Raw genomic sequence first — 24,688 nt, 5'->3', positions numbered from 1 at the left:
TACCGGCACGGTGCGCCGGGAAGCACCGGCGGCCACCGGGAAGCGGAAGGGGAGAGCGCTCATGTCCGACCAGCACGCCGGCACCTCCGGCACCTCCGGCCGTCCGGAGGACGACCGGGAGCGGCGGGAACCGCGGCGGCCCGCGGAGGAACCGCTGGAGGAGGACCCGGTGGTGGAGGAGGCCTTCGCCGACGACACCACCGCCACGCCCCTGGCCACCGAGGACCGGGACGACCGCGGGCCCCTGGCACCGAGCTTCCGGGAACCGGGCGAGCCCTCCGGGGAGGGCGGCCGGGACGCCTCCCCGGACTGACCCCGGCCGGTCCCCTCCCGCCTGTGCGTCCGTCCGCTCGTCCGCCCGTCAGACGGTCTCGTCCACGGCGCGGGCCAGGACGCGCAGGCCCTCGTCCAGCTCCTCCGGGGTCGCGGTGAGCGGCGGTAGCAGCTTGACGACCTCGTCCTCCGGACCGGAGGTCTCGACCAGCAGACCGAGGTCGAACGCGCGGGCGCGCACCCGGACGGCGTGCCCCGGGTCGGCGAAGCCCAGCCCCCACACCAGGCCGCGCCCCCGGTACGCGGCCCCGCGCCGGCGGTGCTCGGCGGCGATCTCGCCCAGCGCGGCCTCCACCAGTTCGCCGCGGGCCAGGGTCTGCTTCTCCATCTGGTTGTCGGTCCAGTAGGTGTTCAGCGCGGCGGCGGCGGTGACGAAGGCCGGGTTGTGGCCGCGGAAGGTGCCGTTGTGCTCACCCGGCTCCCATATGTCCAGCCCCGGCCGGAACAGCACCAGCGACATCGGCAGCCCGTAGCCGCTGATGGATTTCGACAGGGTGACGACGTCCGGGACGATCCCGGCCTCCTCGAAGGAGAAGAAGGCGCCGGTGCGTCCGCAGCCCATCTGGATGTCGTCGACGATCAGCAGCATGTCCTGGCGGCGGCACAGGTCGGCCAGGGCGCGCAGCCACGCGGGGCGGGCGACGTTGATGCCGCCCTCGCCCTGCACGGTCTCCACGATCACGGCGGCCGGCCGGTCGAGCCCGGAACCCCTGTCCTCCAGCAGCCGCTCGAACCACCGGAAGTCCGGCTCCCCGTCCTCCTCCAGGTACCGGTCGAACGGCATGGGCACGCTGTACGCCAGGGGGACGCCCGCGCCCGCCCGCTTGAAGGCGTTGCCCGACACCGCCAGCGCGCCCAGCGACATGCCGTGGAAGGAGTTGGTGAACGACACGACCGTCTGGCGCCCCGTGACCTTGCGCACCAGCTTCAGGGCCGCCTCCACGGCGTTGGCGCCGGTCGGGCCCGGGAACATCACCTTGTGGTCCAGGCCGCGCGGTGCCAGCACCAGATCGCGGAACGCCTCCAGGAAGGCCCGCTTGGCGCTGGTGAACATGTCCAGCCCCTGGACGACGCCGTCGCGCGCCACGTAGTCCAGCAGGGCGCGCTTGAGGGCCGGGGGGTTGTGCCCGTAGTTGAGTGACCCGGCACCGGTGAAGAAGTCCAGGTAGGTGCGGCCGTCCTCGTCGTGGAGACGGCTGCCGTACGCCCGCTCGAAGACCCTCGGCCAGATGCGGCAGTAGCTGCGCACCTCCGATTCCAACGACTCGAAGACGGATGTCGGGGCTGAGGTGATGATCATGGCGTTGCACCCCTCGGTGGGCGGTTTTCCGGACGGGTGGGTCGGTGACGGCCGTGGAACGGCCCCTCACGGAAGCGGTCCGATGCGGTAGAGCACCTCGGGGTCGTGGGCGGCGGGGAAGAGCCCGCCGTCGAACAGCACCTCACGCTCCAGGGCGGCGCCGTGCCGCCGGGCGAAGAGGGTGAACAGCCGGCCGGACGCGGCGTTCCCCGGCGTGACGGTGGCCTCCAGGCGGCGCACCCCCCGCGGGCGCAGCCGTACGGCCAGGTGGTCCAGCATGGCCCCGCCCAGGCCTCGCCCGCGCCGGCCCTCCGCCACGGCGATCTGCCAGACGACGAGCGTGCCGGGCCGTTCGGGACGGCGGTAGCCGGTGACGAAGCCCACCGGCGCCCCGTCCGCCCCGCGCGCCACCACCGAGGTCCGGGCGAAGTCACGGAACCACAGCAGGTAGCTGTAGGGGGAGTTCAGGTCGAGCACCCCCGAGTCCCGGGCGATGCGCCAGGCGGCGGCGCCGTCCTCGACGCCGGGTGGCTCCAGCAGGGTCTCCTCCGTCCGCGCCGTCTGCGTCGTCATGGATCACCTCCGCCGTGTTCCGGCGCCCGGCTCCCCGGCACCGGGCCGAGCGCGCCGGGCCGAGCGCGCCGGGTCGACGCACAAGGACGGCCCGCCGTCCGCGGAGCCGCGGAATTCCCGTCGGCGTCGCCCTCCGAACCGTTCTCCGGGTTGTTGAATCCGGTATCGGTGTGAATTCCCGGACAACAGGGGGAAGTGCTTTCTCGTATTCCCGGGCGGTTCTCCGAACGAAGGTACTTCCGTCGTGACCGGGCGGCCACCGGAGGGATTTCCTGTTTCTCCCCGCAGGCCCGGAAAAAGGCCGCGGACGGCCTCCTGCCGGTTCCTCGGCCCACCGGAACGCTCACCCGGACGGCGGACATGCCGTCCGCCGCGCCCCTCAGCCCCCGAGAGGGACGCGCAGGACCTGGCCGGGGGTGATCACATCGGGATCGGTGACCTGCGGATTGGCCCGTACGAGCCACTGGTACAGGCGGGTGTTGCCGTAGTGGGCCCTGGCGATGGCCGACAGCGTCTCCCCGCCCGTGACCGTGTGCTCCCGGTAGCCGGTGTAGCCCGGCACGATCCGCGGCCCGTAGATCACCGGAACGCTCACCGTGTTGATCTCGCGGCCGTCCGCGGGACTGACCTCGAAGACCTGGACGACGAGCCGGTCCTGCCGGAACGCCGCCCCGCCGAGGTCCGCCCGGACCTGGAACTGCCCGTGCTCCCCGCTCCCGCCCCCGATCTCGAAGGCCCCGCCCACCTCGTCGTGACCGTCCCCGACGCGGTACCGCAGCTCGGCCTCGAAGGCGGCACCGACACCGGCCACCAGGACCGGATCGCCGACCAGGTCGAACGCCCGCGGCTGATCGATGCGGTTCGTCACGGAAATCTCCCTTGTGGGCGAATGCGTCCCCCTCACCCTGGGGCCGCGTCCACCACCGGTCAACCGCCCCCACCGCGCCCCGGCGCTCCACCCCACGAACAGCGGGCGGACGCCGGGGCGCGGTCGCGGCGCCGGGGCCGCAACGGCGGAGCGGGCCGGGACGGGGAGGGGGAACGGCGAGGCCCGGCCACCATCCCCGGAGACGCCCTCACAGGCCCGGCAGCGCCTCCTGCTCGACGTCCCACGGTCCGCGCCGCGGTGCCGTCCGGAGCGCGAGTTTGTCGCGGCAGCCGTGGCCCAGCCCCCACAGCCGGGCCTCCGGGTCGCGCAACGGCCGTCCGCACAGACGGCAGACGACGCGCGGGCGTTCCCCGTCCGGGCCGGCGGGGGGATCGACGCCGGGGAGGGGTGCGGGTGTCGGCGCGGCGGTCACGGGTCCAGGCTAGGCGGTCGGTGACCGGGGCGTCCGCCCGGTGGGCCCGGCGGACCGGTGCGCCGGCTTCCCGGCAGGGGAGGGGCCCGCCCGGTTCACGCTCGCAGGCCGCCGTCGACGCGCAGGACCGTGCCGGTCACATAGGAGGCGCGGTCGCTGAGGAGCCAGGCGGCGGCCTGGGCGATCTCGCCGGGGTCGGCCGCGCGGCGCAGCGGGGTCTGCGCCGCGATGCGCTCGGAGACGCCCGGCGAATCGGCTTCCCAGGTGCGGATCATCTCGGTCGCCGTGCCGCCGGGGGCGATGGCGTTGACGCGGATGCCTTCCGGGCCGTAGGTGACGGCGGCCGACTCGGTCAGGCTGTTGACCGCCCGCTTCATCGCGCCGTAGGCGGGCAGCTCGGGATTGCCCATCAGGCTGCCCACGGACGAGTTGTTGACGATGGCGCCCGTGCCGGCGGTGGCCCGGACGGCGGCGACCTGGGCCTTCATGGCCAGCCAGACGCCCTTGAGGTTCACGGTGTAGACGTGGTCGAAGTCGGCCTCCGGCATCCGGTCCATCGGGCCGGGCCGCTGGATGGTCGCGCCGTTGTTGAAGGCGACGTCGAGCCGGCCGTACAGGTCCACGGTGCGGTCGACGGCGGCACGGACACCGACCGGGTCGGCCAGGTCGCACACCGTGTACTCCGCGGTGCCGCCGGCCGCCCGGATCTCCTCGGTCACCGCCTTCAACTGTGCTTCGGTGCGGGCCGCGAGCAGCACCCGGGCGCCCTCGCGGGCGAACAGCCGCGCCGCGGCGGCGCCGATGCCACGGCCGGCACCGGTGACGAAGGCGACCTTGCCGGCCAGCAGGCCCGGGGCGGCGGTGGTGGATGTGCCGGTGGTGGGTGTGTTGTCCATGGCAGCGAGCCTGCGCCCGTCCGCGGGGCCGATCCAGGCACCGGCAGTACCTGGATCGGCCCCGCGGCACCGCGCACACTGAGGACATGGACAGGCGAGAACTGGCGGGCTTCCTGCGCAGCAGGCGTGAGCGGATCACGCCCGCCGATGTGGGGCTGCCCGCCGGGCCGCGCCGCCGCACCCCCGGGCTGCGCCGCGAGGAGGCGGCACACCTGGCGTTCATCTCGACCGAGTACTACACGCGGCTGGAACAGGCCCGCGGCCCGCGCCCGTCCCGCGAGGTGCTGGCCGGGCTGGCCCGGGCCCTGCGCCTGTCGGACGCCGAGCGCGACCACCTGCACCACCTCGCCGGCGTACCGCCGGGCCCTCCGCCCGGGCCGTCGCGCGAGGTGCGGCAGAGCATCCTGGACCTGCTGCGGCGGCTTCCGCAGGCCGCCGCGATCGTGACGTCCGCGACCTGTGAGGTGATCGCCTGGAACGGCCTGGCGGCCGCCCTGATGGAGGACTTCTCCGCCTTGCCGCGGCGCGACCGCAACCTCGTGCGCCGGGTCTTCCTCGGGCCGCACCCGGAAGGCCGCCGGTTGTACGGGGTGTCGGACGCGGATGCGTTCGCCCGCCTCGCGGCCCGGAACCTGCGCGCCGCCGCCGCCCGCTACCCCGGCGATCCCGAGGTGACCGGACTGGTGGACGAACTCCTCGCCGGGAGCGAGGAGTTCACCCGGCTGTGGGCCTCCCACGACGTGTCCGCCGAGCCCACCCTGCGCAAGACCTTCCAGCACCCGCTGGTCGGTCCGGTCACCGTCGACTGCGACGTCCTGGACATCACCGACCGGGACCAGCAGGTCGTGATCTACACCGCCGCCCCGGGCTCGCCCTCCGAGGAGGCGCTGCGGCTGCTGTCGGTCATCGGCACCCAGCGCATGGACGTGCCCGGCTGAGCCACGTCATGGGACGCCCGCGGACATCCCGGACACCGTGCCGCGGACGACCCGCCGGCCGTCCACCCGGGGCCGGCCCGTCGCGGCCCGCGGTACCGGCGGAGTCATCAGCGGAGCCGGCGCCCCCGCACCCGACCGACCGGCGACGACGATCACCGCACCATGATCCGCTCCCCGCGGTCCGGGGGCGGACCTCAGTAGCCCAGGCCGAAGTCCTTCGTGATGTAGGCGCACTCCGTGTACAGGTAGCCGTGGCTGAGTTCGGCCGTGTCGGTGGCGGGGGAGGCACTGGAGCCGCCCGTGGGCTTGTGGAGGAAGTACGTGGTGCCCGCGGGCAGGTGGATCGTCCGCTGCGGGTAACGCTTGCCGCTGTCCTTGCAGGCCCCGATCCGCGCGGTCGCGGAGCTGGAGTACGTCGAGCAGCCGCCGCACGCCTCCAGCGTGAAGCTGCCGGTGACGGGACCGGTGTAGAGGATCCTGATCCTCTCGGGGCTGTCGTTCATGACCGTGACGGGTATGCCGCCGCCGGAGGCCGTCGTCGGCAGGCGCTCGCCCGCGGCGGGTATCTCCTGGGCGATCTCCGCGGCTATGACGATCTTCTGGGCGCGCGCCCGGTTCCTGTCGCTCTTGTGCGTGTCGAGGAACTCGTTCAGCGTCGTGATCGCCGCGTCGAACCGGCCGTCCTCGTACTGGTCCACACCGCAGGCGTAGACCCCCGACCGCGCCTTCTTGTCGGCCCGCTCGGCGCTCCTGCCGAGGGATTCGGCCAGACCCGCCTCCTCCCCGGGCAGGTCCGCGACGCTGCCGCCGAGGCTGCGCAGGCGCTCGACGGCCGAGCAGGGGTCGCCCTTCAGGCCCTTGGCGGCCTTGTCGATCGTGGAGTCGACGACCGGCTGGACCTTCCCGGCCTGCGGGGACTCGGGGAAGGTGGTCAGGAGCTCGCCGAACCTCCCCCAGGCGGCGTCGTTCCCGGCGCCGAGCTCCTCCGCGCCGCACTCGTAGAGCGAGGTGGCGAGCCGGTCGTCGGGCCAGGCGGCCAGGGGACCGAGGTCCTTCTCGCCCAGGGTGCGGGGCACCGTGCGCAGGTACGTCAGCGGCGCGATCGCGCCGCAGTAGTCCTTGCGCTCGTACGGGGCGCCGATCGTCCGGTAGTAGGTGTCCATCCGGCCGGGGACGCGTTCGGCCGCCCTGGAGTCCGGGTGGTCGCGGCGGAGGTCGCGGTAGACGGCCAGCGCCTTGCGGTAGTCGGGCTCGGCCGTGCCGAACGGCTCGCTCCCGGCGGCCCGGACGAGGCGGTCGGCCCGGTCGAGGCGGTCGAGGAGCATCTGCTGGACGGCCTCCTCCCGGGCGTCCGCGTACAGGGCGGCGCCCCCGGCCGGCGCGGCGAGGAGCACCAGGCCGAGCAGGACGGCGACCGGCGACCGCGGCGGCCAGACCAGCGGCGAGCGCAGGCCGCGGAACGCGCCGTGGACGGCCGTGAACCCCAGGAGGACGAGGTATGCGGCGAGGAGGCCACCGGGAACGCCGTCCGGGTCGGCGGGCAGGACGGCCAGCAGCAGGGCGCCGGTCATGGCCCAGCACGCGGCCATCGCGACCCAGCGGCGGATGAGCGCGTATCCGAGCCCGAGACCGCTGAGGTTGAGCAGCGCCACCGCGAGGGCCCGCAGCGGATCCGCCGGAGCGGGAGGCGGAGCGGGCGGCGGAGGCGGCACCGGCGGTACCGCGAACCCGGCGAACCCGTCCTGCTGACCCCACGACATCGCGACTCCCCCCGTCGTCGAACGCGCGTGAACGCGTGACTTCAGAGTGTAAGGGCGGGTGCCGACCGGTGACAGGGCCCGGACGAGGCTGTGGACAACGCCCCGCGGGGGCGCGCGGTGCCCGGCGCGAACATGCCGGTGAACATGGCGGAGGCCGCCGACCACGCGCCAGGTGACGCGCGGCCGGCGGCCTCTGCTGCCGCGGCGGGGCTCCCCCGATGCGCCCGCGGCGGCAGCCCGGTGGGAACGCCGGGGGAGCGGCGCTCCGGTCCGGACGGGTTCCGGTCGGATGGCTCAGATGTCGAAGTACAGCTCGAACTCGTGCGGGTGCGGGCGGAGCTGGATCGGGGCGATCTCATTGGTGCGCTTGTAGTCGATCCAGGTCTCGATCAGGTCCGCGGTGAAGACGCCGCCCGCCTGCAGGTACTCGTTGTCCTCCTCCAGGGCGTCGAGGACGGCCCCCAGGGAGGTCGGGACCTGCGGGACGTTGGCGTGCTCCTCGGGAGCCAGCTCGTAGAGGTCCTTGTCGATCGGCTCGGCCGGCTCGATCTTGTTCTTGATGCCGTCCAGGCCGGCCAGCAGCAGGGCCGAGAAGGCCAGGTACGGGTTGGAGGACGGGTCCGGAGCGCGGAACTCCACGCGCTTGGCCTTCGGGTTGGAACCGGTGATCGGAATGCGCATCGCGGCGGAGCGGTTGCGCTGCGAGTACACCAGGTTGACCGGGGCCTCGAAGCCGGGGACCAGGCGGTGGTAGGAGTTCACCGTCGGGTTGGTGAAGGCCAGCAGCGACGGGGCGTGCTTGAGGATGCCGCCGATGTAGTAGCGGGCGGTGTCCGACAGGCCCGCGTAGCCCTGCTCGTCGTAGAACAGCGGCTCGCCGTCCTGCCACAGCGACTGGTGGACGTGCATGCCCGAACCGTTGTCGCCGAAGATCGGCTTCGGCATGAAGGTCGCGGTCTTGCCGTTGCGCCAGGCGACGTTCTTCACGATGTACTTGAAGAGCATCAGGTCGTCGGCGGCGGCGAGCAGCGTGTTGAACTTGTAGTTGATCTCGGCCTGGCCGGCGGTGCCCACCTCGTGGTGCTGGCGCTCGACCTGCAGGCCGGCCTTGGCCAGCTCCAGGGAGATCTCGGCGCGCAGGTCGGCGAAGTGGTCGACCGGCGGGGCCGGGAAGTAACCGCCCTTGTAGCGGACCTTGTAACCGCGGTTGTCCTCCAGCGCGCCGGTGTTCCAGGCGCCGGCCTCGGAGTCGATCTCGTAGAACGCGCCGTTGGCCCTGGTCTCGAAGCGGGCGCTGTCGAAGACGTAGAACTCCGCCTCGGGGCCGAAGTACGCGGTGTCGGCGATGCCGGAGGAGGCGAGGTACGCCTCGGCCTTCTTCGCCACGTTCCGCGGGTCACGGCTGTACTGCTCGCCGGTGATCGGGTCGTGGATGAAGAAGTTGATGTTGAGCGTCGCGTCCTTGCGGAACGGGTCGAGGCGGGCGGTGGACAGGTCCGGGACGAGGGCCATGTCGGACTCGTGGATGGCCTGGAAGCCGCGGATCGACGAACCGTCGAACATCAGCTGCTCGGCCGGGTCGAAGACCTCGGCCGGCACGGTGAAGTGCTGCATGATGCCCGGCAGGTCGCAGAACCGGACGTCGATGAACTTGACGTCGTTGTCCGAGATGTACTTCTTTGCCTCGTCGGCGTTCTGGAACATCCAAGTCCTCCTAGTCCCGCCGCGAGGGGACGGGGTGGCAGCTTAAGTGGCAGTCCAGTTGCAGTGTCCTGCTGCGCCCGACCATAGGTTTGCGGGATTTCTCAGCCATGACCCGTTTGTTTCGGCGATGTTAACCGGACGGACGTGCGGATCGCCGTGCCCGGCGGCACCCGGCCGGTCCGCATGCGTCTCGCACGCGTTCCGCGCAAACCCGCCCGGGGACCCCGGCGGGGCGGCGCGTTACCGTGGTCGGGTGGACAACAGGCGAGCACTCGGATCGTGGCTCTCCGGCCCGCGCGCGGCGGCCGAGCAGATGGGCGTGGACTTCGGCTACCGCGGGGAGCGGCTGGGCCTGCCGGAGGAGGGGCCCGGGTCGATCGCCCCGGTCGGGCGGCGGGCCGTCGCGATCCTCATCGACTGGGGCCTGTGCCTGCTGATTGCATACGGCCTGCTCACGGGCGGCGACCTCCGGGCGGCCGGGAACTGGGCGCTACTGGTCTTCGGACTGCTGGGCGTGCTCACCGTCGGCACGGTCGGCTCCACCCCCGGCAAGCGGCTGATGGGCCTGCGCGTAATCGCGGTGGACGGGGGGCGGCTCTCGCTGCCCCGCACGGTCGTCCGCACGGCCCTGCTGGTGCTCGCCGTGCCGGCGCTGGTCTGGGACCGCGACTCGCGCGGCCTGCACGACCGGCTCTCCGGCGCCGTCCAGGTGCGGATCTGAGCGCGGACCCGAACGCCGACCCGGGCCGGGTCGGCACGCAGGCGCGAACGGGACGGGCCGGGGCCGGAGCGGCATCGCTCCGGCCCCGGCCCGTCCGTCGTGTCGGCGGTCGCCGCGTGTGCCTCAGCGGCGGGTCGGACCCTTCGGCATCCGCATGCCCTTGGGCATCGGCCCCTTGGGCAGCGGCAGGTTCTTCATCAGGTCGCCCAGCGCCCGCAGCCGGTCGTTGATCTCCGTGACCTGGGGGCCCGGGAGCACCCGGGGCAGCTTGACCAGCTTGGTGCGGAGCTTCTTCAGCTCGGTCTGGCCCTCCCCGGTGCCCACGATCACGTCGTGGACCGGGGCGTCCCCGACGACGCGGGCCATGCGCTTCTTCTCGGACGCCATCAGGGTGCGCAGCCGGTTCGGGTTGCCCTCGCCGACGAGCACGATGCCCGCCCGGCTCACGGCCCGGTGGACGACGTCCTGCTGGCGGGTCATGGCCACCGCCGGGGTGACCGTCCAGCCCCGGCCGATGTTCTCCAGCACGGCCGCCGCCGCGCCCAACTGGCCCTCCATCTGGCTGAAGGCCGCCCGCTCGGCCCGCCGTCCGAAGACGATCGCCATCGCGAGGAAGGCGAGCAGGAAACCAAGGATGCCCAGGTAGACCGGGTGGCCGAGCAGAAAGCCGATCGCGAGGAGAACACCGAAGGTGACGATCCCCACGCCCGCGATGACGAAGCCGACCTTCTTGTCGACGCGCCGGGTCATCTTGTACGTCAGGGCGATCTGCTTGAGCCGCCCGGGATTCTCGGATGTTTCCTTCCTCGCCATACGGCGCAGTCTACGTCGCCCTCCTGGACCGGGTCGCCGCGGCCTCCAGGACGGCCGCGGCCTCGCTGCGCTCCCGCGCCCGGCGGCGGTCCGCGAGGACCGCCGTCCAGGCGTTGCGGCGGGCGGTGCGCTGCCCGCCGGGCAGCAGCAGCCCCTCCAGTGACTCCAGAACCCGCAGAGCGGTGCGCATCGTGGGATCCCTCCGCATGACGGGCCTCGGGTGGTGAACGGTGCGAACGGTTCGCGTCCTCATCGTCACCGAACGGTGTTACCAGGGGATGACACGGCGGTCAAAGACACCGAAAAGTCCGGGCCACGAGCGGATGAACCGGCAGGGCGACGGGGAGCGCCGGGGGAGGGCGTCACGCCGCGGTGGCGCCCCGGCGCTCGATCGCCTGCTGGTACAGCCGCCCGGCGCGGTAGGAGGAGCGGACCAGCGGGCCGGACATGACACCGGCGAAGCCGATCTCCTCCGCCTCCTCCTTCAGCTCCACGAACTCCTGCGGCTTCACCCAGCGCTCCACCGGGTGGTGCCGCGGCGTGGGCCGCAGGTACTGGGTGATGGTGATCAGCTCGCAGCCCGCCTCGTGCAGGTCGCGCAGGGCCTGGCTGACCTCCTCGCGGGTCTCGCCCAGGCCCAGGATCAGGTTGGACTTGGTGACCAGACCGGCCTCGCGGGCCCGGGTGATCACCTCCAGCGACCGCTCGTAGCGGAAGGCGGGACGGATGCGCTTGAAGATCCGCGGCACCGTCTCGACGTTGTGCGCCAGCACCTCCGGACGCGAGGAGAAGACCTCGGCGAGCTGCTCGGGCACCGCGTTGAAGTCGGGGATCAGCAGCTCGACGCCGGTGCCCGGCACCATCGCGTGGATCTGGCGGACGGTCTCGGCGTACAGCCAGGCGCCGCCGTCGGGCAGGTCGTCGCGCGCGACGCCGGTGACCGTGGCGTACCGCAGCTCCATCTGCTTCACCGACTCGGCCACCCGGCGCGGCTCGTCGCGGTCGAACTCGGCGGGCTTGCCGGTGTCGATCTGGCAGAAGTCGCAGCGCCGGGTGCACTGCTCGCCCCCGATGAGGAAGGTGGCCTCGCGGTCCTCCCAGCACTCGAAGATGTTGGGACAGCCCGCTTCCTGGCAGACCGTGTGCAGACCCTCGCGCTTGACCAGGGACTGGAGGGCGTTGTATTCGGGGCCCATCTTCGCCCGGGTCTTGATCCACTCGGGCTTGCGCTCGATGGGGGTCTGGCTGTTCCGGACCTCCAGGCGCAGCAGCTTCCTACCGTCGGGTGCGACAGCGGACACGTCCGGCACTCCCCTTTTTGTTGGTACGGCCTTCGATTGCGGCGGCACGCACAAGCGTACGCCTTGGCTTGTTCGGGTCAGACGGCGCGGGGCAGGGGTTCCGCTTCCTCCAGCACCGCGCGCAGGTGCTTCTCCACCACGGGGAGCACGTCGGCGACCGTCACCTCCCTGCCCAGCTCCTGCGAGATCGAGGTGACGCCCGCGTCGCGGATGCCGCACGGGACGATCCGGTCGTACCAGGTGGTGTCCGGATTGCAGTTGAGCGCGAAGCCGTGCATGGTGACGCCCTTGGCGACCCGGACGCCGATCGCGGCGAGCTTGCGGTCCTCGCCGCGCTGGCCGGCGTTGGAGGGGGCGTACTCCGGGCCGCTCAGCCGGGGGTCGAACTCCTCGTCGTGGAGGCGCGGGTCGAAGTCCAGGTCCAGCCCGCCCAGCGCGGGCTTCTTCGCCGGGTCGCCCAGCACCCACACCCCGCTGCGGCCCTCCACCCGGGTCGTCTCCAGGCCGAACTCCGCGCAGGTGCGGATCAGCGCCTCCTCCAGCCGCCGCACGTGGGCGATGACGTCCACCGGGCGCGGCAGCTTGAGGATCGGGTAGCCGACGAGCTGGCCGGGCCCGTGCCAGGTGATCTTGCCGCCGCGGTCCACGTCCACCACGGGGGTGCCGTCCAGCGGACGCTCGCTGTCCTCGGTGCGGCGCCCGGCCGTGTAGACCGGGAGGTGCTCCAGCAGCAGGCAGGTGTCCGGGATCTCGTCGGCGAAGCGCGCCGCGTGCACCTCGCGCTGCTTCCGCCACGCCTCCAGATACTCCACGGCGTCCTCGCCGAAGCCCAGGTGGACAAAGCGCAGCTCGCTCACGCGGCTCCTCCTTCGCTCGGTACGGGCGGTTCGTTGCGCCCCGCAGCCACTGTACGGCGCGGCGCCGGGAGGCGATCGGGCGGTCGTGCCCTCCGCCGCACCTCACACGTATGGATGAAACCTGTGCGCAGATCTCCGGAAGAGCCGATCGGCCGGTTACATTCGCGCCGATCCAGCAGGGCGCCCCGGCGTCTGTCGTAGGTAAAGCCGTGAGGCAGGAGACCGCAAAGCCGATGTCGACGGAACGACCTGGGAAGCCTTCCCAGCGCACCCCCAACCGCCAGCTCGCCGCTCTCATCGCGGAGGCCGGATTCTCCAACGCCGGCCTCGCGCGACGGGTCGACCAACTCGGGTTGGAGCACGGACTGGACCTCCGCTACGACAAGACCTCGGTGACGCGCTGGCTGCGCGGCCAGCAGCCGCGCGGCACCACCCCCGCGCTGATCGCCGAGGTCTTCACCCGCCGCCTGGGGCGCAGGCTCACCGCCCAGGACCTGGGCCTGGACGCGTGCGCCCCGGTGTACGCCGGACTGGAGTTCGCGGCCACGCCCAGCGAGGCGGTGGACATCGTCGGCGGCCTGTGGCGCAAGGACACCGGCAGCCACGCCGAACTGCGGAAGATCGCCTTCACCCCGGCCGGGCTGGTGGTGCCCAGCCGCGACTGGCTGATCGGCCGCCCGGACGAGCGCGTCGCGCGCGGCGAGCCCGTACCGCCCGGGCAGGAGGCCCCGAGGGTGCCCCAGCAGGGCCGCGGGCCCGTGCCGGGGCCGGCGGCCGTACCGCCGCCGCGGTCGGGGCAGGCGGCGGCCCGCGCCGAGCGGGTCGAGCGCGGCCCCGGGCAGAAGGTCACGGCCGGGGACATCGCCGCGCTGCGCTCGGTCGGCGAGCTGTTCCGCACGCTGGACAACGCCTACGGCGGCGGCCACGCCCGGCAGGCGCTGGTGCGCTACCTGGAGCACGAGGCCGAGCCGATGCTGCGCGGGACGTACGGGGAGCAGACCGGGCGCCGGCTGTTCGCGGCGGTGGCCGACCTGACGCGCCTGGCGGGGTGGACGGCGTACGACATCGCGGCGCACGGGCTGGCGCAGCGCTACTTCGTCCAGGCGCTGCGGCTCTCCCAGGCCGCGGGGGACCGGGCGTACGGCAGCTACGTCCTGGCGACGATGAGCAGGCAGGCGGTGTACCTCGGGCACGGCCGGGAGGCGGTGCAGCTCGCCCGGGTCGCCCAGCAGGGCGTGGGCTCCTCGGTGCCGCCGGTCGTCCAGGCGCTGCTGCACGCGGTGGAGGCGCGCGGGCACGGGGTGCTGGGGGAGGTGCGGGCGTGCACGGCGTCGCTGGCGCGGGCCGAGCGGGCGCTGGAGCAGGCGCGGCCGGGCGACGAGGTGCCGCACTGGGCGCGGTTCTTCGACGAGGCGCAGCTCGCCGACGAGTTCGGCCACTGCCACCGGGACCTCCAGCAGTACCGCTCGGCGGCCCAGCACGCCGAGCGCTCCCTCCAACTGCGGAGCGCGGGCTACGTCCGCAGCCGGCTGTTCTGCCGGGTGGTGCTGGCCACGGCCCGGCTGGGCCTGGGCGACGTCGAGCAGGCGTGCTCCCTGGCGGCGGAGGCGGCGCAGCAGGCGGCGGAGATGCGATCGGTGCGGGCGCACGAGTACGTGAAGGACTTCGAGCGCCGTCTGGAGCCGTACCGGGACGCCTCGCCGGTCCGCGCCTACCGCGAGCGCGTCGCCGCCCTGGGCTGACCGTCCCGGGCCGGCCGCCGGGCCGTCCGGCCCCTGTGAACGACCGTGCCGCCGCGCCGCCACGCGGCGGCACGGTCATGCCGCGGACGCGTTCCCGGCCGCCCGCGCCCGGCCGGCCTCGCGCGGCGGCCTCACGCGGCGGTGGGCAGCGCGGGGTCCTCCGAGCGCGGCCGGATGCCGAAGTCGCGGCGGATCGCCTCCGCGGCGCGCCGGGCCGAGCGCAGGGCGCCCTGGGGGCTGGAGGTGTCGCGGTGGTCGCCGCAGACGTACAGGCCGTGCAGGACGCGCACGGGACGCCGGGGGTCGTGCGGCGCGGGCATGGCGGGGACGGCCCGCGCGTCGTGGTGGGCGGCCAGCAGGTGCCAGCGGCCGGTGGGGACGCCGTACAGCGCGGCGAGCTGGGCCCGGGCCGCCCGGTCCAGTTCCCCGACGGGACCGGCCGCGGCGGGGCCGAGCACCACCGAGCTGACCAGCGTGCGGCCCGGCCGGGCACGGGAGGGGTCGACGGCGCTGGCGACCGTGGTGTACGCCACCGGGCCGCGCCGGTCGGCGTCGAGCAGCAGCAGCGGTTCGGGTGCCGGCGCGTCGTCCTCCACCGCGTGGTGCAACACGGTGACCTGGTGGAAGTCCGGCACCCGCAGGCCCGGCAGCAGCTCGGCCGCGTCGTGCGCGCCGGTGGCGATCAGCACCGCGCGGCAGCGGACGGTGCCGTGCTCGCGCGTGGCCACGGCGTTCGTGGCCACGGAGACCGCGCGCACGCCGGTGCGGACGGTGCCGGGCGGCAGCCCCGCGGCCAGCAGCTCGGGCACGGTCGCGGCGCCGCCCGCGGGCAGGCACAGGCCGCCGCGGGCGAAGCCGCGCAGCACCAGGTCGCTGACCCGGCTGGAGGTCGTCAGGTCCGGGTCGCACAGCAGCGCGCCGAGCAGGGGCCGCAGCAGGCCCTCGACCGTACGGGCGGGAACGCCGCGGGCGGTCAGGGCCTGGGCGACGGGCAGCTCGGGCCGGGTCCGCAGCCGGTCGGCGGAGGTGGCGGCGAGCCGGGTGAGCTGTGCGCGCAGCCGCGCCAGGTCCAGGGCGCCGCTCAGGGGGCGCCGGGCACCGGCCAGGGCGCTCGCCGCGGCGCGCGCGCTCCGCCTGCCGCCGCCCCGCACGCTCCGGGCGTGCCCGGCCGCGCGGGGCGGGCCGATCCGCAGCGCGCGGTCACCGCTGCGGATCAGGACCCCGGAGGCGAAGGGCCGCAGGGCGAGGGTCTCCAGGCCGGGGCAGCGGCGCAGCTCCGGCCAGTCGGACGACAGCAGCCGGCCGCCGCGGTCCAGCCGGTAGCCGTCGATCTCCTCGGTGGCCATCCGGCCTCCGACCGTCCCGGCGGCCTCCAGGACGGTGACCCGCAGCCCGGCGGCGGTCAGGTGGTGTGCGGCGGCCAGGCCCGCCAGACCCGCGCCGATGACGGCGACGTCGGCGGTCTCCCGGCCGCGGCCGGGACTCGGACGGGGTGCGCTGCCGAGCATGGGCCCTCCTGTGATTGGCGCGTCGGCGCGTCGGTGTGCGTCCGGAGGGTTCCTGCCCGCCGCGGACGCGTTCGACGCGCGTTCCCGATCGACCCGAGGAGTCCAGGGGATCACGAACGGTCGCGCAAGCACCGAGCACGGTCGCACGCCGGTCGCACGTGAGCGTGCGGGGGTCGCACATCGACCGCGTAGGGTCGCGTGCCGGTCGCGTACCGGTCGGGTGCGATCAGCGCAGCGCCGCCCGGATGGCGTCCTCGATGCCGGGGAAGGCGAACGCGAAGCCGGACTCCAGCAGCCGCCGCGGCAGCACCCGCTGGCTGCCGAGCACGTCCACGGAGAACTCGCCGAGCACCGCCCGCAGCACGGGCGCGGGCACCGCCAGCAGCGCCGGACGGTGCAGCACCCGCCCCATCGCGGCGGCCACCTCGCGCTGGGTGACCGGCTCGGGCGCGGTGAGGTTGACCGGCCCGGACAGCTCCTCGGCCGCCAGCAGGTGCCGCAGCGCGGCGATGTGGTCGTGCAGCGCGATGTGGCTCCAGTACTGGCGGCCGCTGCCCAGCCGCCCGCCGAGCCCCGCCCTGAAGACCGGGAACAGCCGCCCCCACGCGCCGCCCTCCCGGGCCACCACCAGCCCGGTGCGGGCGTACACCGTCCGGATGCCCGCCTCCTCGGCCGCCGCCGCGGCCCCCTCCCACTCCTGGCAGACGTCGGCGAGGAAACCGCTGCCGGGCGGCGCGCTCTCGTCCACGGCGCGGTCGCCGGTGTCGCCGTACCAGCCGACGGCGGTGCCGACCACCAGCGTCCGCGGCGGGGTGTCGAGCGAGGCGACGGCCTCGGCGATCGCGGCCGTCCCCAGCACCCGGCTGTCGCGGATCGTCCGCTTGTAGCCCTCCGTCCAGCGGTGGTCCCCGACGCCCGCGCCCGCCAGGTGCACCACGGCCTCGCAGCCGGCGAGCCCGGCGGTGTCCACGTACTGCCGCATCGGGTCCCACTCCACCTCGTCGTCCGCCCGGGCCGGGCGCCGCACCAGGCGCACCACCTCGTGGCCGTCCGCCCGCAGGGAGCGGAGGAGGGCCTGACCGATGAGACCGGAGGAGCCGGTGACCGCGACGCGCATGGGCCAATCCTGGTGGACGCCGCGGCCGATGGCGAGGCACAGTGGCCCGCATGTCAGCACAGCCCGTCATACGCGCCGCCACCTCCGGCGACGGGGACGCCCTCGGGGAACTCGACCGGCGCACCTGGTCGCCGGCGCACGCGGTGACCCCCCGGCCGCAGCCGCCCTACGACCCGTTCTTCGACTCCACCCACCGGCCCTGGCAGTTCCTCGTCGCCGAACTGGACGGGAAACTCGCGGGCTACATCCGGCTGGTGCAGCCCACCCGGCTCGCCTCCAACGCCCACGTGCGCCAGATCCAGGGGCTGGTGGTGGACGACTGGGCACGCGGCAGGGGCGTGGGCCGCGCGCTGCTGCGGGCGGCGATGGAGGAGGCGCGCCGCCAGGGCGCCTCCCGGATCACCCTGCGGGTGCTGGGCCACAACGAGCCCGCCCGGGCGCTCTACGCCGCCGAGGGCTTCGCGGTGGAGGGCGTGCTGCCCGGGGAGTTCCTGCTGGAGGGCGGGTACGCGGACGACGTACTGATGGGGCGCTCCCTGGACCCCCTCACTCCGCCGGCTCCCTGAACCGCTCCCACAGCCGCGGGAAGCGCGCCGCCAGGGCGTGGTCGTCCCCGGAGGGCAGCGGGGTGCCCTCCGGCTCCCGGGGCGGATCGGGCAGGCCGAGGTCGGGCAGCTCGCCACCGGTGAGCCGCTCGTACGCCTCGTACGGGGCGCAGCCGAGACCCTCGCCCTCGCCGTCCACCTCCGGGTCGAAGTCCTCCAGCAGGTCGGCGAGCGCGTCCGGCTCGTGCAGCGCGCCCTCGAACACCTCCCGTCCCCGGCCGACCAGCCAGCAGCGGAAGGAGTCGAAGGCGTCGTCGTCGGCGCCGTCCAGCAGCACCCGGGCGGCGCCCCACAGGTCCCGGCGCCAGGCCCGGTCGACGCGTGCCTCGAAGTGGCGGGCGAAGTCCACGACGGCCTCCGGATCGAGCCGCGTCAGCCGGTCCACGAGCAGCTCGGCGTGGGCCTCGGGATCACCCTCGGCGTCCTCGCGGGCGGCGTCGACCAGCTCCCAGAACTCCGTCTCGTGCATCGTCACGGGACCAGCATCCGGTCTGCCGCCGCCGACCGCACGCGCGGCACGGGGGAAAGCGGAACCTTGTCGGGATCTTGTCCGGAACCGGCTGGAAAACCCGACAGGAGGTGTCGGGTATCGGTGGCAGCGTGCTCGGCGCAAGCAGCCGAAGGAGGAACACGCGCGTGAGTACGACAGCGGCACAGACGGACCTGACGGGCAAGGTCGCCCTGGTGGCGGGGGCGACCCGGGGCGCGGGCCGGGCGATGGCCGTGGAACTGGGCCGGGCGGGCGCGACGGTGTACGCCACCGGCCGCACCACCCGGGACGGCGTCAGCGAGGTGGGCCGGGCGACCGAGACCATCGAGGAGACCGCCGAACTGGTCACGGCGGCCGGGGGCACCGGCATCGCCGTGCCCACCGACCACCTGGAGCCCGCGCAGGTGCGCGCCCTGGTGGAGCGGATCGACCGGGACCACGGACGGCTCGACATCCTGGTCAACGACGTCTGGGGCGGCGACCACCTGCTCGACTTCAACTCCAAGGTGTGGGACACCGCCCCCGAGCGGGGCCTGCGCATGCTGCGGCTCGGCGTCGAGACCCACCTGATCACCAGCCACTACGCGCTGCCGCTGCTCATCCGGCGGCCGGGCGGCCTGGTGGTGGAGGTGACGGACGGCACGGCCGAGTACAACCGCAGGTACCGGGAGAACCTCTTCTACGACCTGGCCAAGAACGCCCCGATCCGGATGGCCTTCGGGCTCGCGCAGGAACTGGCGGAGTACGGCTGCACGGCGGTCTGCGTCTCCCCGGGCTTCCTGCGCTCGGAGCAGATGCTCGACCACTTCGGGGTGACCGAGGAGAACTGGCGCGACGCCGTCGCCAAGGAGCCGCACTTCGCCATCGCCGAGTCACCCGTCTACATCGGCCGGGCGGTCGCGGCGCTGGCGCGCGACCCGGAGGTGGCGCGCTGGAACGGGCAGTCGCTCTCCAGCGGGCAGCTCGCCCGTGAGTACGGTTTCACGGACGCCGACGGCTCGCGGCCGGACGCCTGGCGCTACTTCCTGGAGGTCGTCCACGGCGGGAAGCGGGCGAGCGCCGAGGACTACCGGTAGCACCGGCCCCCGCCGGCGGAGCCGCCGGTGGGGCTACCGGTAGAGCGCGGCCGTGCGCTCGGCCGCCTCCGCCATGCGCTTCCGCAGCCCGGCCGGGGCGAGCACCTCGGCCTCCGGGCCGAGGGAGAGCAACTGGGAGTAGGCGACGTCCTGGGACTCGACGGGCAGGGTGACGGTGGTCCGGCCCTGCCCGTCGGTCTCCCCGCGCGCCAGCGCCTCCTCCGCCGCGGCCCGGTCGGTGACGTACCGCAGGATGCGCGTCCCGGCCTCGGTCAGCCGGAGCACGACGCTCTCCCGCAGGATCGAGCGGGCGAAGGCCGCGGCGCGCTCCTCCCAGAAGCCGGGCAGGTCGAACTCCTCGTCCCTGGTGAAGCCCTCGTCGAGCGGGACGACCGAGGTGAAGCGGTCCACCCGGTAGACGCGGTGGTCGCCGTCCACCCGGGCGACGAGGTACCAGATCCCCGCCTTGAGCACCAGGCCGTACGGCTCCAGCGTCCGTTCCACCTCGCCGCCGGAGCGGCGGTAGCGCGCGGTGACGAGCCGGTCGTCCCACACCGCCTCGGCGATCACCGGCAGCTCCTCCGGCGTCGTCGGCGGCTGCCACCAGCCGGGGGCGTCCAGGTGGAACCGCTGCGCCGCGCTGTGCGGGGCGTCGGCCAGCTCCGGCGTGAGCGCCGCCGACACCTTCAGCCGGGCCGCCGAGGCCGCGTCCGCCAGGCCCATGTCCCGCAGGGCGGACGGCACCCCGGACAGGAACAGCGCCTCCGCCTCGTCGCGCCCGAGACCGGTCAGCCGGGTGCGGTAGCCGCCGACCAGCCGGTACCCGCCGGCCCGGCCCCGGTCCGCGTAGACGGGGATGCCCGCCTCCGACAGGGCCAGCACGTCGCGGGCCACCGTCCGTTCGGAGACCTCAAGCTGCTCGGCCAGCTCGGCGGCGGTCATCGACCGCCGGGTCTGGAGCAGCAGCACCATCTTGATCAGCCGGGCAGCGCGCATGGGGACATCATCCCGCCGGCCCCGCCCCGCCGGGACGCGCGGCCTCCCGTGCCGGACCGGCCGCCCCGGGCGCGCCCGCGGGCGGGCGCACCCGGAGCGGGGCCGTCAGGCCAGGCCGTAGCGCTCGGCCGCCTCGCGCACCGCCTCCCGCTTGACCTCGCCGCGCCGGGCCAGCCGGTCCAGGGCCGCGACCGTCACCGACTCGGCGTCCACGCCGAAGTGGCGGCGGACGGCCGCACGGGTGTCGGACAGCCCGAAGCCGTCGGTGCCCAGCGAGGACCAGTCCTGCTCGACCCACTGGCTGATCTGGTCCGGCACCGCCCGCATCCAGTCGCTGACGGCGAGGACCGGACCGGGCGCACCGCGCAGGACGCGGGTGACGTACGGGGTCCGGTCCTCGCCCCGGAGCTGCGCCGCGTCGCAGGACAGGGCATCGCGGCGCAGCTCGCTCCAGGAGGTGGCGGACCACACGTCGGCGGCCACGCCCCAGTCCTCGGCGAGGAGCCGCTGGGCGTCCAGCGCCCAGTGGATCGCGGTACCGGAGGCCAGGAGCTGGATGCGCGGGGCGCCGGGCGCGGGCGCATCGGCCTCGCGGAAGCGGTACAGCCCCCGCAGGATGCCCTCCTCGACGCCCTCGGGCATGGGCGGCTGGACCTTCGGCTCGTTGTAGACCGTCAGGTAGTAGAAGACGTCCTCGTGCCGCGCCGGGTCCGGCCCGTACATCCGCCGCAGCCCGTCCCGCACGATCACGGCCACCTCGTAGGCGAAGGCCGGGTCGTACGCGATCGCCGCCGGATTGGTGGAGGCGATCAGCGGGGAGTGGCCGTCGGCGTGCTGGAGCCCCTCGCCGGTCATCGTGGTGCGGCCCGCGGTGGCGCCGATCAGGAAGCCGCGGCCGAGCTGGTCGGCCAGCGCCCACATCTGGTCGGCCGTGCGCTGCCAGCCGAACATCGAGTAGAAGATGTAGAACGGGATCATCGGCTCGCCGTGGGTGGCGTACGAGGTCGCGGCGGCCGTGAACTCGGCCATCGAACCGGCCTCGGTGATCCCCTCGTTGAGGATCTGGCCGTCGACGGCCTCCCGGTAGTACAGGAGCTGGTCGCGGTCGACGGGGTCGTAGGTCTGGCCGAGCGGCGAGTAGATCCCGGCCGTCGGGAACAGCGACTCCATGCCGAAGGTGCGCGCCTCGTCCGGGACGATCGGCACCCAGCGCGCGCCGGTCCCCTTCTCCCGCATCAGGTCCTTCACCAGCCGGACGAACGCCATGGTGGTGGCGATCTCCTGGCTGCCGGACCCCTTGGCCAGGGCCTTGAACGGCCGCTCGGACGGCTCGGGCAGCCCGACCGCGTGGAACCGGCGCTCCGGCGCGGGGCCGCCGAGCGCGGCGCGGCGCTCCCTGAGGTACCGCACCTCGGGGGAGTCGGGGCCGGGGTGGGCGTAGGGCACCAGCTCCCCGTCCAGGGCGCTGTCGGGGATGGGGAGTTCCAGCCGGTCGCGCAGCGCGCGGAACTCCTGGCCGGAGAGCTTCTTCATCTGGTGGTTGGCGTTGCGCGCCTGGAAGCCGGGGCCGAGCGTGTGGCCCTTGACGGTCTGGACGAGGATCACCGTCGGCGCCCCGGTGTGCTCGACGGCCGCGCGGTAGGCGGCGTACACCTTGCGCGGCTCGTGGCCCGCCCGCGAGGTGTGGAAGCACTCGGTGATCCGCTCGTCGGTGAGCCGCTCCGCGATCTCGCGCAGTGCCGGGTCGGCGCCGAAGAAGTGCTCGCGGAGGTAGGCGGCGTCGCGGGTGGCGTACGTCTGGAACTGCGCGTCGGGCACCTCGCGCAGCCGCCGCAGCAGCGCGCCGTCGGTGTCCAGCCGCAGCAGCTCGTCCCAGGCGGTGCCCCACAGCGCCTTGACCACGTGCCAGCCCGCCGCGCGGAACTGGGCCTCCAGCTCCTGCACGATCTTGAAGTTGGCGCGGACCGGGCCGTCGAGGCGCTGGAGGTTGCAGTTGACGACGAAGGTCAGGTTGTCCAGGCGCTCGCGCCCGGCCAGTGCCAGCGCGGCGGTCGACTCCGGCTCGTCCATCTCGCCGTCGCCGAGGAAGGCCCACACCCGGCTGCCGGAGGTGTCCTTGATGCCGCGGTGCGTCAGGTAGCGGTTGAAGCGGGCCTGGTAGACCGCCGAGAGCGGGCCCAGCCCCATGGAGACGGTGGGGAACTCCCACAGCCAGGGCAGCCGGCGCGGGTGCGGGTAGGAGGGCAGGCCGCCTCCTCCCGCCTCCCGCCGGAAGTTGTCCAGGTGCTCCTCGGTCAGCCGCCCCTCCAGGAAGGCGCGGGCGTAGATGCCGGGGGAGGCGTGGCCCTGGAGGTAGAGCTGGTCGCCGGAGCCGGGGGCGTCGGCGGCGTCCTTGCCGCGGAAGAAGTGCTGGAAGCCGACCTCGTACAGCCAGGCGGCCGAGGCGTAGGTGGCGATGTGGCCGCCCAGGCCGTCGCGGCTGCCGCGGGTGACCATGGCGGCGGCGTTCCAGCGGTTCCAGGCGGTGATCCGCCGCTCCATCTCCTCGTCGCCGGGGAAGGCCGGCTCGGCGGCGGTGGGGATGGTGTTGACGTAGTCCGTCTCCAGCAGCGGGGGCAGGCCGAGCCCGGTGCGCCCGGCGTGCTCCAGGGTGCGCCGCATCAGGTACGCGGCGCGGTGCGGGCCGGCCGCGCGGGCGACGGCGTCGAGGGACGCGGCCCACTCGGCGGTCTCCTCGGGGTCGCGGTCCGGGAGCTGGTCCAGCTCGCTGGATCGGCGTTCGGCGTCGGTCATGGTGGCCGCCTTCCGGACGGGTCGGACAGGGGTCGGGCAGGGGTGCGGGTCTCACGCCCACTGGAACTGTACGACTGCGATCGATGATCGATCAAAGGATGAGAGGAAGAAAAACCCCGGAGGGCGAAATTGGCATTCAGTGCCGCGAATCAGGCACGGGGTGCACACCCCAGGACGTGCTCCTTGACCAGCGCCCCCACCTGCGGATCCCGCCTGCGGAACGCCTCGACGACCGCCTCGTGCTCCTCGGCGTACGACTGCTGCCGGGTGCCCAGCCAGCGGATGGCGAGCGTGGTCCACACCCCGATGCCCAGCGACTCCCAGGTGTGCAGCAGCACGCTGTTGCCCGCCGCGCGCACCAGCTCCCGGTGGAAGGCGACGGTGTGCCGCACCTGCGCCTCCCCGTCCCCGCGGCGGTCGGCCTCGTACAGCCGCGCCACGTGCTCCTCCAGCGCCGAGACGTCCTCGGCCAGCCGGGGAGCGGCCAGCTCGGCGGCGATCTGCTCCAGCCCGGCCCGCACCGGGTAGATCTCCTCCAGATCGGCCGCGGTCAGGTTCCGCACCCGGGCGCCCTTGTTCGGAGCCGATTCGATCAGCCGCAGCGCCTCCAGCTCGCGCAGGGCCTCCCGCACGGGCGTCTGGCTGACCTCCAGCTCCACGGCTATCCGCCGCTCCACGATGCGTTCGCCCGGCTTCCAGCGCCCGCGGACGATCCCCTCCACGATGTGCTCGCGGATCTGCTCGCGGAGGGAGTGGACGACGGGAGGGGCCATGGATGCTCCTTCTCGGCTCGGGGCTCGGGGACCACCGACGATACGACCATGCTCCCGCAGGGGCCCCACGAAGGCGGCGCCCCCGCCCGGAAGGTACCGGGCGGGGGCGCCGCCGATGCGGGAGGTGCCGGTCAGAGACCCAGCTCGCCCTCGAACTCGCCGGCCTCCAGACGGGCCTTGACGTCCGTCAGGTAGCGGGCGGCGTCCGCGCCGTCGACCAGCTGGTGGTCGTAGGACAGGGTCAGGTAGACCATGTCCCGGATGGCGATGGTCTCGCCCAGCTCCGGGTGGTCGATCACGACCGGGCGGCGCACGGTGGCGCCGATGCCCAGCTCGGCCACCTGCGGGTAGTTCACGATGATCGTGTCGAACAGCGCACCGCGCGAACCGGTGTTGCTGATCGTGAACGTGCCGCCGGCCATGTCGTCCGGGCTGAGCTTGCCGGTGCGGACCTTGTTCGCCAGCTCCGCGGTCTTCTTGGCGATGCCGGCGATGCTCAGGTCGCCCGCGCCCTTGATGACCGGGACCATCAGGCCCTTCTCCGAGTCCACCGCGATGCCGATGTTCTCGACGTCGTGGTAGGTCACGGTGCCGTCGTCGTTGATCCGGGCGTTGATGGCCGGGTGGGCCTTCAGCGCCTCGGCGGCGGCCTTGACGAAGAACGGCATCGGGGAGAGCTTGACGCCCTCGCGGGCCAGGAACTCCTCCTTGGCCCGGGCCCGCAGCCGCATGATCCTGGTGACATCGACCTCGACCACGGTGGAGAGCTGCGCCTGGCTGTGCAGCGCCTTCATCATGTTCTCGGCGATGAGCTTGCGGATGCGGGTCATCGGCACCGTCTGGCCGCGCAGCGGCGACGGCTTGACCGGAGCCGGACCCCGGCCGGCCGACGGCGCGGCCTGCGCGGGAGCCGGGGCAGCGGTCTGCTGGGCCTTGGCCGCCTCGGCGGCGGCGACGACGTCCTGCTTGCGGATGCGGCCGCCGACGCCGGTGCCCTTGACGGTGGAGAGGTCGACGCCGTTCTCGGCGGCGAGCTTGCGCACCAGCGGGGTCACGTAGGCGCCCTCACCACCGGCGGCCGGGGCCGGGGC

The 24,688-nt window shown here is 73.9% G+C and carries 23 protein-coding genes and 1 pseudogene; 6 read left to right on the top strand and 18 right to left on the bottom strand.

Features of this window, described 5'->3' with window-relative positions; all coding sequences use genetic code 11:
• Positions 1-61: 61 nt before the first annotated feature.
• Complete coding sequence (locus tag VE546_RS16310; RefSeq protein ID WP_324922886.1) at positions 62-313, top strand: hypothetical protein; 252 nt, start codon at positions 62-64, stop codon at positions 311-313.
• Positions 314-361: 48 nt separating this feature from the next.
• On the opposite strand, the gene ectB is transcribed toward VE546_RS16310, so the two are convergent.
• The 5 genes from ectB to VE546_RS16285 form a co-directional block, all read right to left on the bottom strand.
• Positions 362-1,633 carry a diaminobutyrate--2-oxoglutarate transaminase gene (gene ectB / locus VE546_RS16305; protein ID WP_324922884.1) on the bottom strand — a complete coding sequence of 424 codons (1,272 nt, stop codon included), beginning with the start codon at positions 1,631-1,633 and terminating at the stop codon, positions 362-364.
• Between the two features lie 66 nt (positions 1,634-1,699).
• Positions 1,700-2,206 carry a diaminobutyrate acetyltransferase gene (gene ectA / locus VE546_RS16300; protein WP_324922883.1) on the bottom strand — a complete coding sequence of 169 codons (507 nt, stop codon included), beginning with the start codon at positions 2,204-2,206 and terminating at the stop codon, positions 1,700-1,702.
• A gap of 379 nt (positions 2,207-2,585) precedes the next feature.
• Complete coding sequence (locus VE546_RS16295) at positions 2,586-3,074, bottom strand: LysM peptidoglycan-binding domain-containing protein (protein ID WP_324922881.1); 489 nt, start codon at positions 3,072-3,074, stop codon at positions 2,586-2,588.
• Between the two features lie 208 nt (positions 3,075-3,282).
• A complete protein-coding gene (locus VE546_RS16290) occupies positions 3,283-3,507 on the bottom strand; it encodes a DUF6011 domain-containing protein (RefSeq protein ID WP_324922880.1) in 225 nt (74 codons plus the stop codon).
• 95 nt (positions 3,508-3,602) lie between these two features.
• Positions 3,603-4,403, bottom strand: a complete 801-nt coding sequence (locus tag VE546_RS16285; protein ID WP_324922879.1) for a glucose 1-dehydrogenase — start codon at positions 4,401-4,403, stop codon at positions 3,603-3,605.
• Positions 4,404-4,489: 86 nt separating this feature from the next.
• On the opposite strand from VE546_RS16285, the gene VE546_RS16280 reads away from it, so the two are divergent.
• Positions 4,490-5,341 carry a helix-turn-helix transcriptional regulator gene (locus tag VE546_RS16280; RefSeq protein WP_324922877.1) on the top strand — a complete coding sequence of 284 codons (852 nt, stop codon included), beginning with the start codon at positions 4,490-4,492 and terminating at the stop codon, positions 5,339-5,341.
• Positions 5,342-5,535: 194 nt separating this feature from the next.
• Here VE546_RS16280 and VE546_RS16275 read toward each other — a convergent pair whose 3' ends face one another.
• Entirely contained in the window at positions 5,536-7,101 is a 1,566-nt protein-coding gene (locus VE546_RS16275; RefSeq protein ID WP_324922876.1) for a hypothetical protein, read from the bottom strand.
• Between the two features lie 294 nt (positions 7,102-7,395).
• The gene (glnA, locus tag VE546_RS16270; RefSeq protein ID WP_324922874.1) at positions 7,396-8,805 is read right to left on the bottom strand and encodes a type I glutamate--ammonia ligase; all 1,410 of its coding nucleotides are present in this window, start codon (positions 8,803-8,805) and stop codon (positions 7,396-7,398) included.
• 253 nt (positions 8,806-9,058) lie between these two features.
• Here glnA and VE546_RS16265 point away from each other — a divergent pair, with 253 nt between their 5' ends.
• Positions 9,059-9,526 (top strand): RDD family protein, encoded by a 468-nt coding sequence (locus VE546_RS16265; RefSeq protein WP_324922872.1) that lies wholly within the window; start codon positions 9,059-9,061, stop codon positions 9,524-9,526.
• A 123-nt stretch (positions 9,527-9,649) separates the two neighbouring features.
• Here the strand turns inward: VE546_RS16265 and VE546_RS16260 are convergent, their stop codons facing one another.
• The 4 genes and pseudogenes from VE546_RS16260 to lipB all read right to left on the bottom strand — a co-directional run.
• Positions 9,650-10,339, bottom strand: a complete 690-nt coding sequence (locus VE546_RS16260; protein ID WP_324922871.1) for a DUF4191 domain-containing protein — start codon at positions 10,337-10,339, stop codon at positions 9,650-9,652.
• Positions 10,340-10,349: 10 nt separating this feature from the next.
• A complete protein-coding gene (locus VE546_RS16255) occupies positions 10,350-10,547 on the bottom strand; it encodes a hypothetical protein (RefSeq protein WP_414720499.1) in 198 nt (65 codons plus the stop codon).
• Between the two features lie 154 nt (positions 10,548-10,701).
• Positions 10,702-11,640, bottom strand: coding sequence for a lipoyl synthase (lipA, locus tag VE546_RS16250; RefSeq protein ID WP_324922868.1), 939 nt, complete (start codon positions 11,638-11,640; stop codon positions 10,702-10,704).
• 77 nt (positions 11,641-11,717) lie between these two features.
• Positions 11,718-12,500, bottom strand: a pseudogene (gene lipB, locus VE546_RS16245) (lipoyl(octanoyl) transferase LipB); the annotation flags it as partial.
• 230 nt (positions 12,501-12,730) lie between these two features.
• Here lipB and VE546_RS16240 point away from each other — a divergent pair.
• Positions 12,731-14,239, top strand: coding sequence for a regulator (locus VE546_RS16240; protein WP_324922867.1), 1,509 nt, complete (start codon positions 12,731-12,733; stop codon positions 14,237-14,239).
• A gap of 131 nt (positions 14,240-14,370) precedes the next feature.
• Here the strand turns inward: VE546_RS16240 and VE546_RS16235 are convergent, their stop codons facing one another.
• Positions 14,371-15,747, bottom strand: coding sequence for an FAD-dependent oxidoreductase (locus VE546_RS16235; protein WP_324922866.1), 1,377 nt, complete (start codon positions 15,745-15,747; stop codon positions 14,371-14,373).
• A 226-nt stretch (positions 15,748-15,973) separates the two neighbouring features.
• A complete protein-coding gene (locus tag VE546_RS16230; protein ID WP_324922865.1) occupies positions 15,974-16,864 on the bottom strand; it encodes a TIGR01777 family oxidoreductase in 891 nt (296 codons plus the stop codon).
• A 50-nt stretch (positions 16,865-16,914) separates the two neighbouring features.
• Between VE546_RS16230 and VE546_RS16225 the strand changes: the two genes are divergently transcribed.
• A complete protein-coding gene (locus VE546_RS16225; RefSeq protein ID WP_324922863.1) occupies positions 16,915-17,430 on the top strand; it encodes a GNAT family N-acetyltransferase in 516 nt (171 codons plus the stop codon).
• On the opposite strand, the gene VE546_RS16220 is transcribed toward VE546_RS16225, so the two are convergent.
• Positions 17,411-17,938 (bottom strand): DUF4240 domain-containing protein, encoded by a 528-nt coding sequence (locus tag VE546_RS16220; RefSeq protein WP_324922888.1) that lies wholly within the window; start codon positions 17,936-17,938, stop codon positions 17,411-17,413. The two genes, VE546_RS16225 and VE546_RS16220, sit on opposite strands and share 20 nt — an antisense overlap.
• Before the next feature lie 167 nt (positions 17,939-18,105).
• Between VE546_RS16220 and VE546_RS16215 the strand changes: the two genes are divergently transcribed.
• Complete coding sequence (locus VE546_RS16215) at positions 18,106-19,035, top strand: SDR family oxidoreductase (protein WP_324922862.1); 930 nt, start codon at positions 18,106-18,108, stop codon at positions 19,033-19,035.
• Between the two features lie 33 nt (positions 19,036-19,068).
• Here the strand turns inward: VE546_RS16215 and VE546_RS16210 are convergent, their stop codons facing one another.
• From VE546_RS16210 to sucB, 4 genes are all read right to left on the bottom strand, one after another.
• Positions 19,069-20,031 carry a YafY family protein gene (locus tag VE546_RS16210; protein WP_324922860.1) on the bottom strand — a complete coding sequence of 321 codons (963 nt, stop codon included), beginning with the start codon at positions 20,029-20,031 and terminating at the stop codon, positions 19,069-19,071.
• Between the two features lie 105 nt (positions 20,032-20,136).
• Positions 20,137-22,824 carry a pyruvate dehydrogenase (acetyl-transferring), homodimeric type gene (aceE, locus tag VE546_RS16205; protein ID WP_324922858.1) on the bottom strand — a complete coding sequence of 896 codons (2,688 nt, stop codon included), beginning with the start codon at positions 22,822-22,824 and terminating at the stop codon, positions 20,137-20,139.
• A 149-nt stretch (positions 22,825-22,973) separates the two neighbouring features.
• Entirely contained in the window at positions 22,974-23,597 is a 624-nt protein-coding gene (locus tag VE546_RS16200; RefSeq protein WP_324922857.1) for a GntR family transcriptional regulator, read from the bottom strand.
• Positions 23,598-23,728: 131 nt separating this feature from the next.
• A partial coding sequence (gene sucB / locus VE546_RS16195; RefSeq protein WP_324922855.1) for a 2-oxoglutarate dehydrogenase, E2 component, dihydrolipoamide succinyltransferase occupies positions 23,729-24,688 on the bottom strand: 960 nt, incomplete at its 5' end.

The organism is Streptomyces sp. (assembly GCF_035644915.1).
GTDB lineage: Bacteria > Actinomycetota > Actinomycetes > Streptomycetales > Streptomycetaceae > Streptomyces.
Note: the sequence above shows the minus strand (reverse complement) of the source record. Positions and strands in the feature narration are given on the sequence as shown.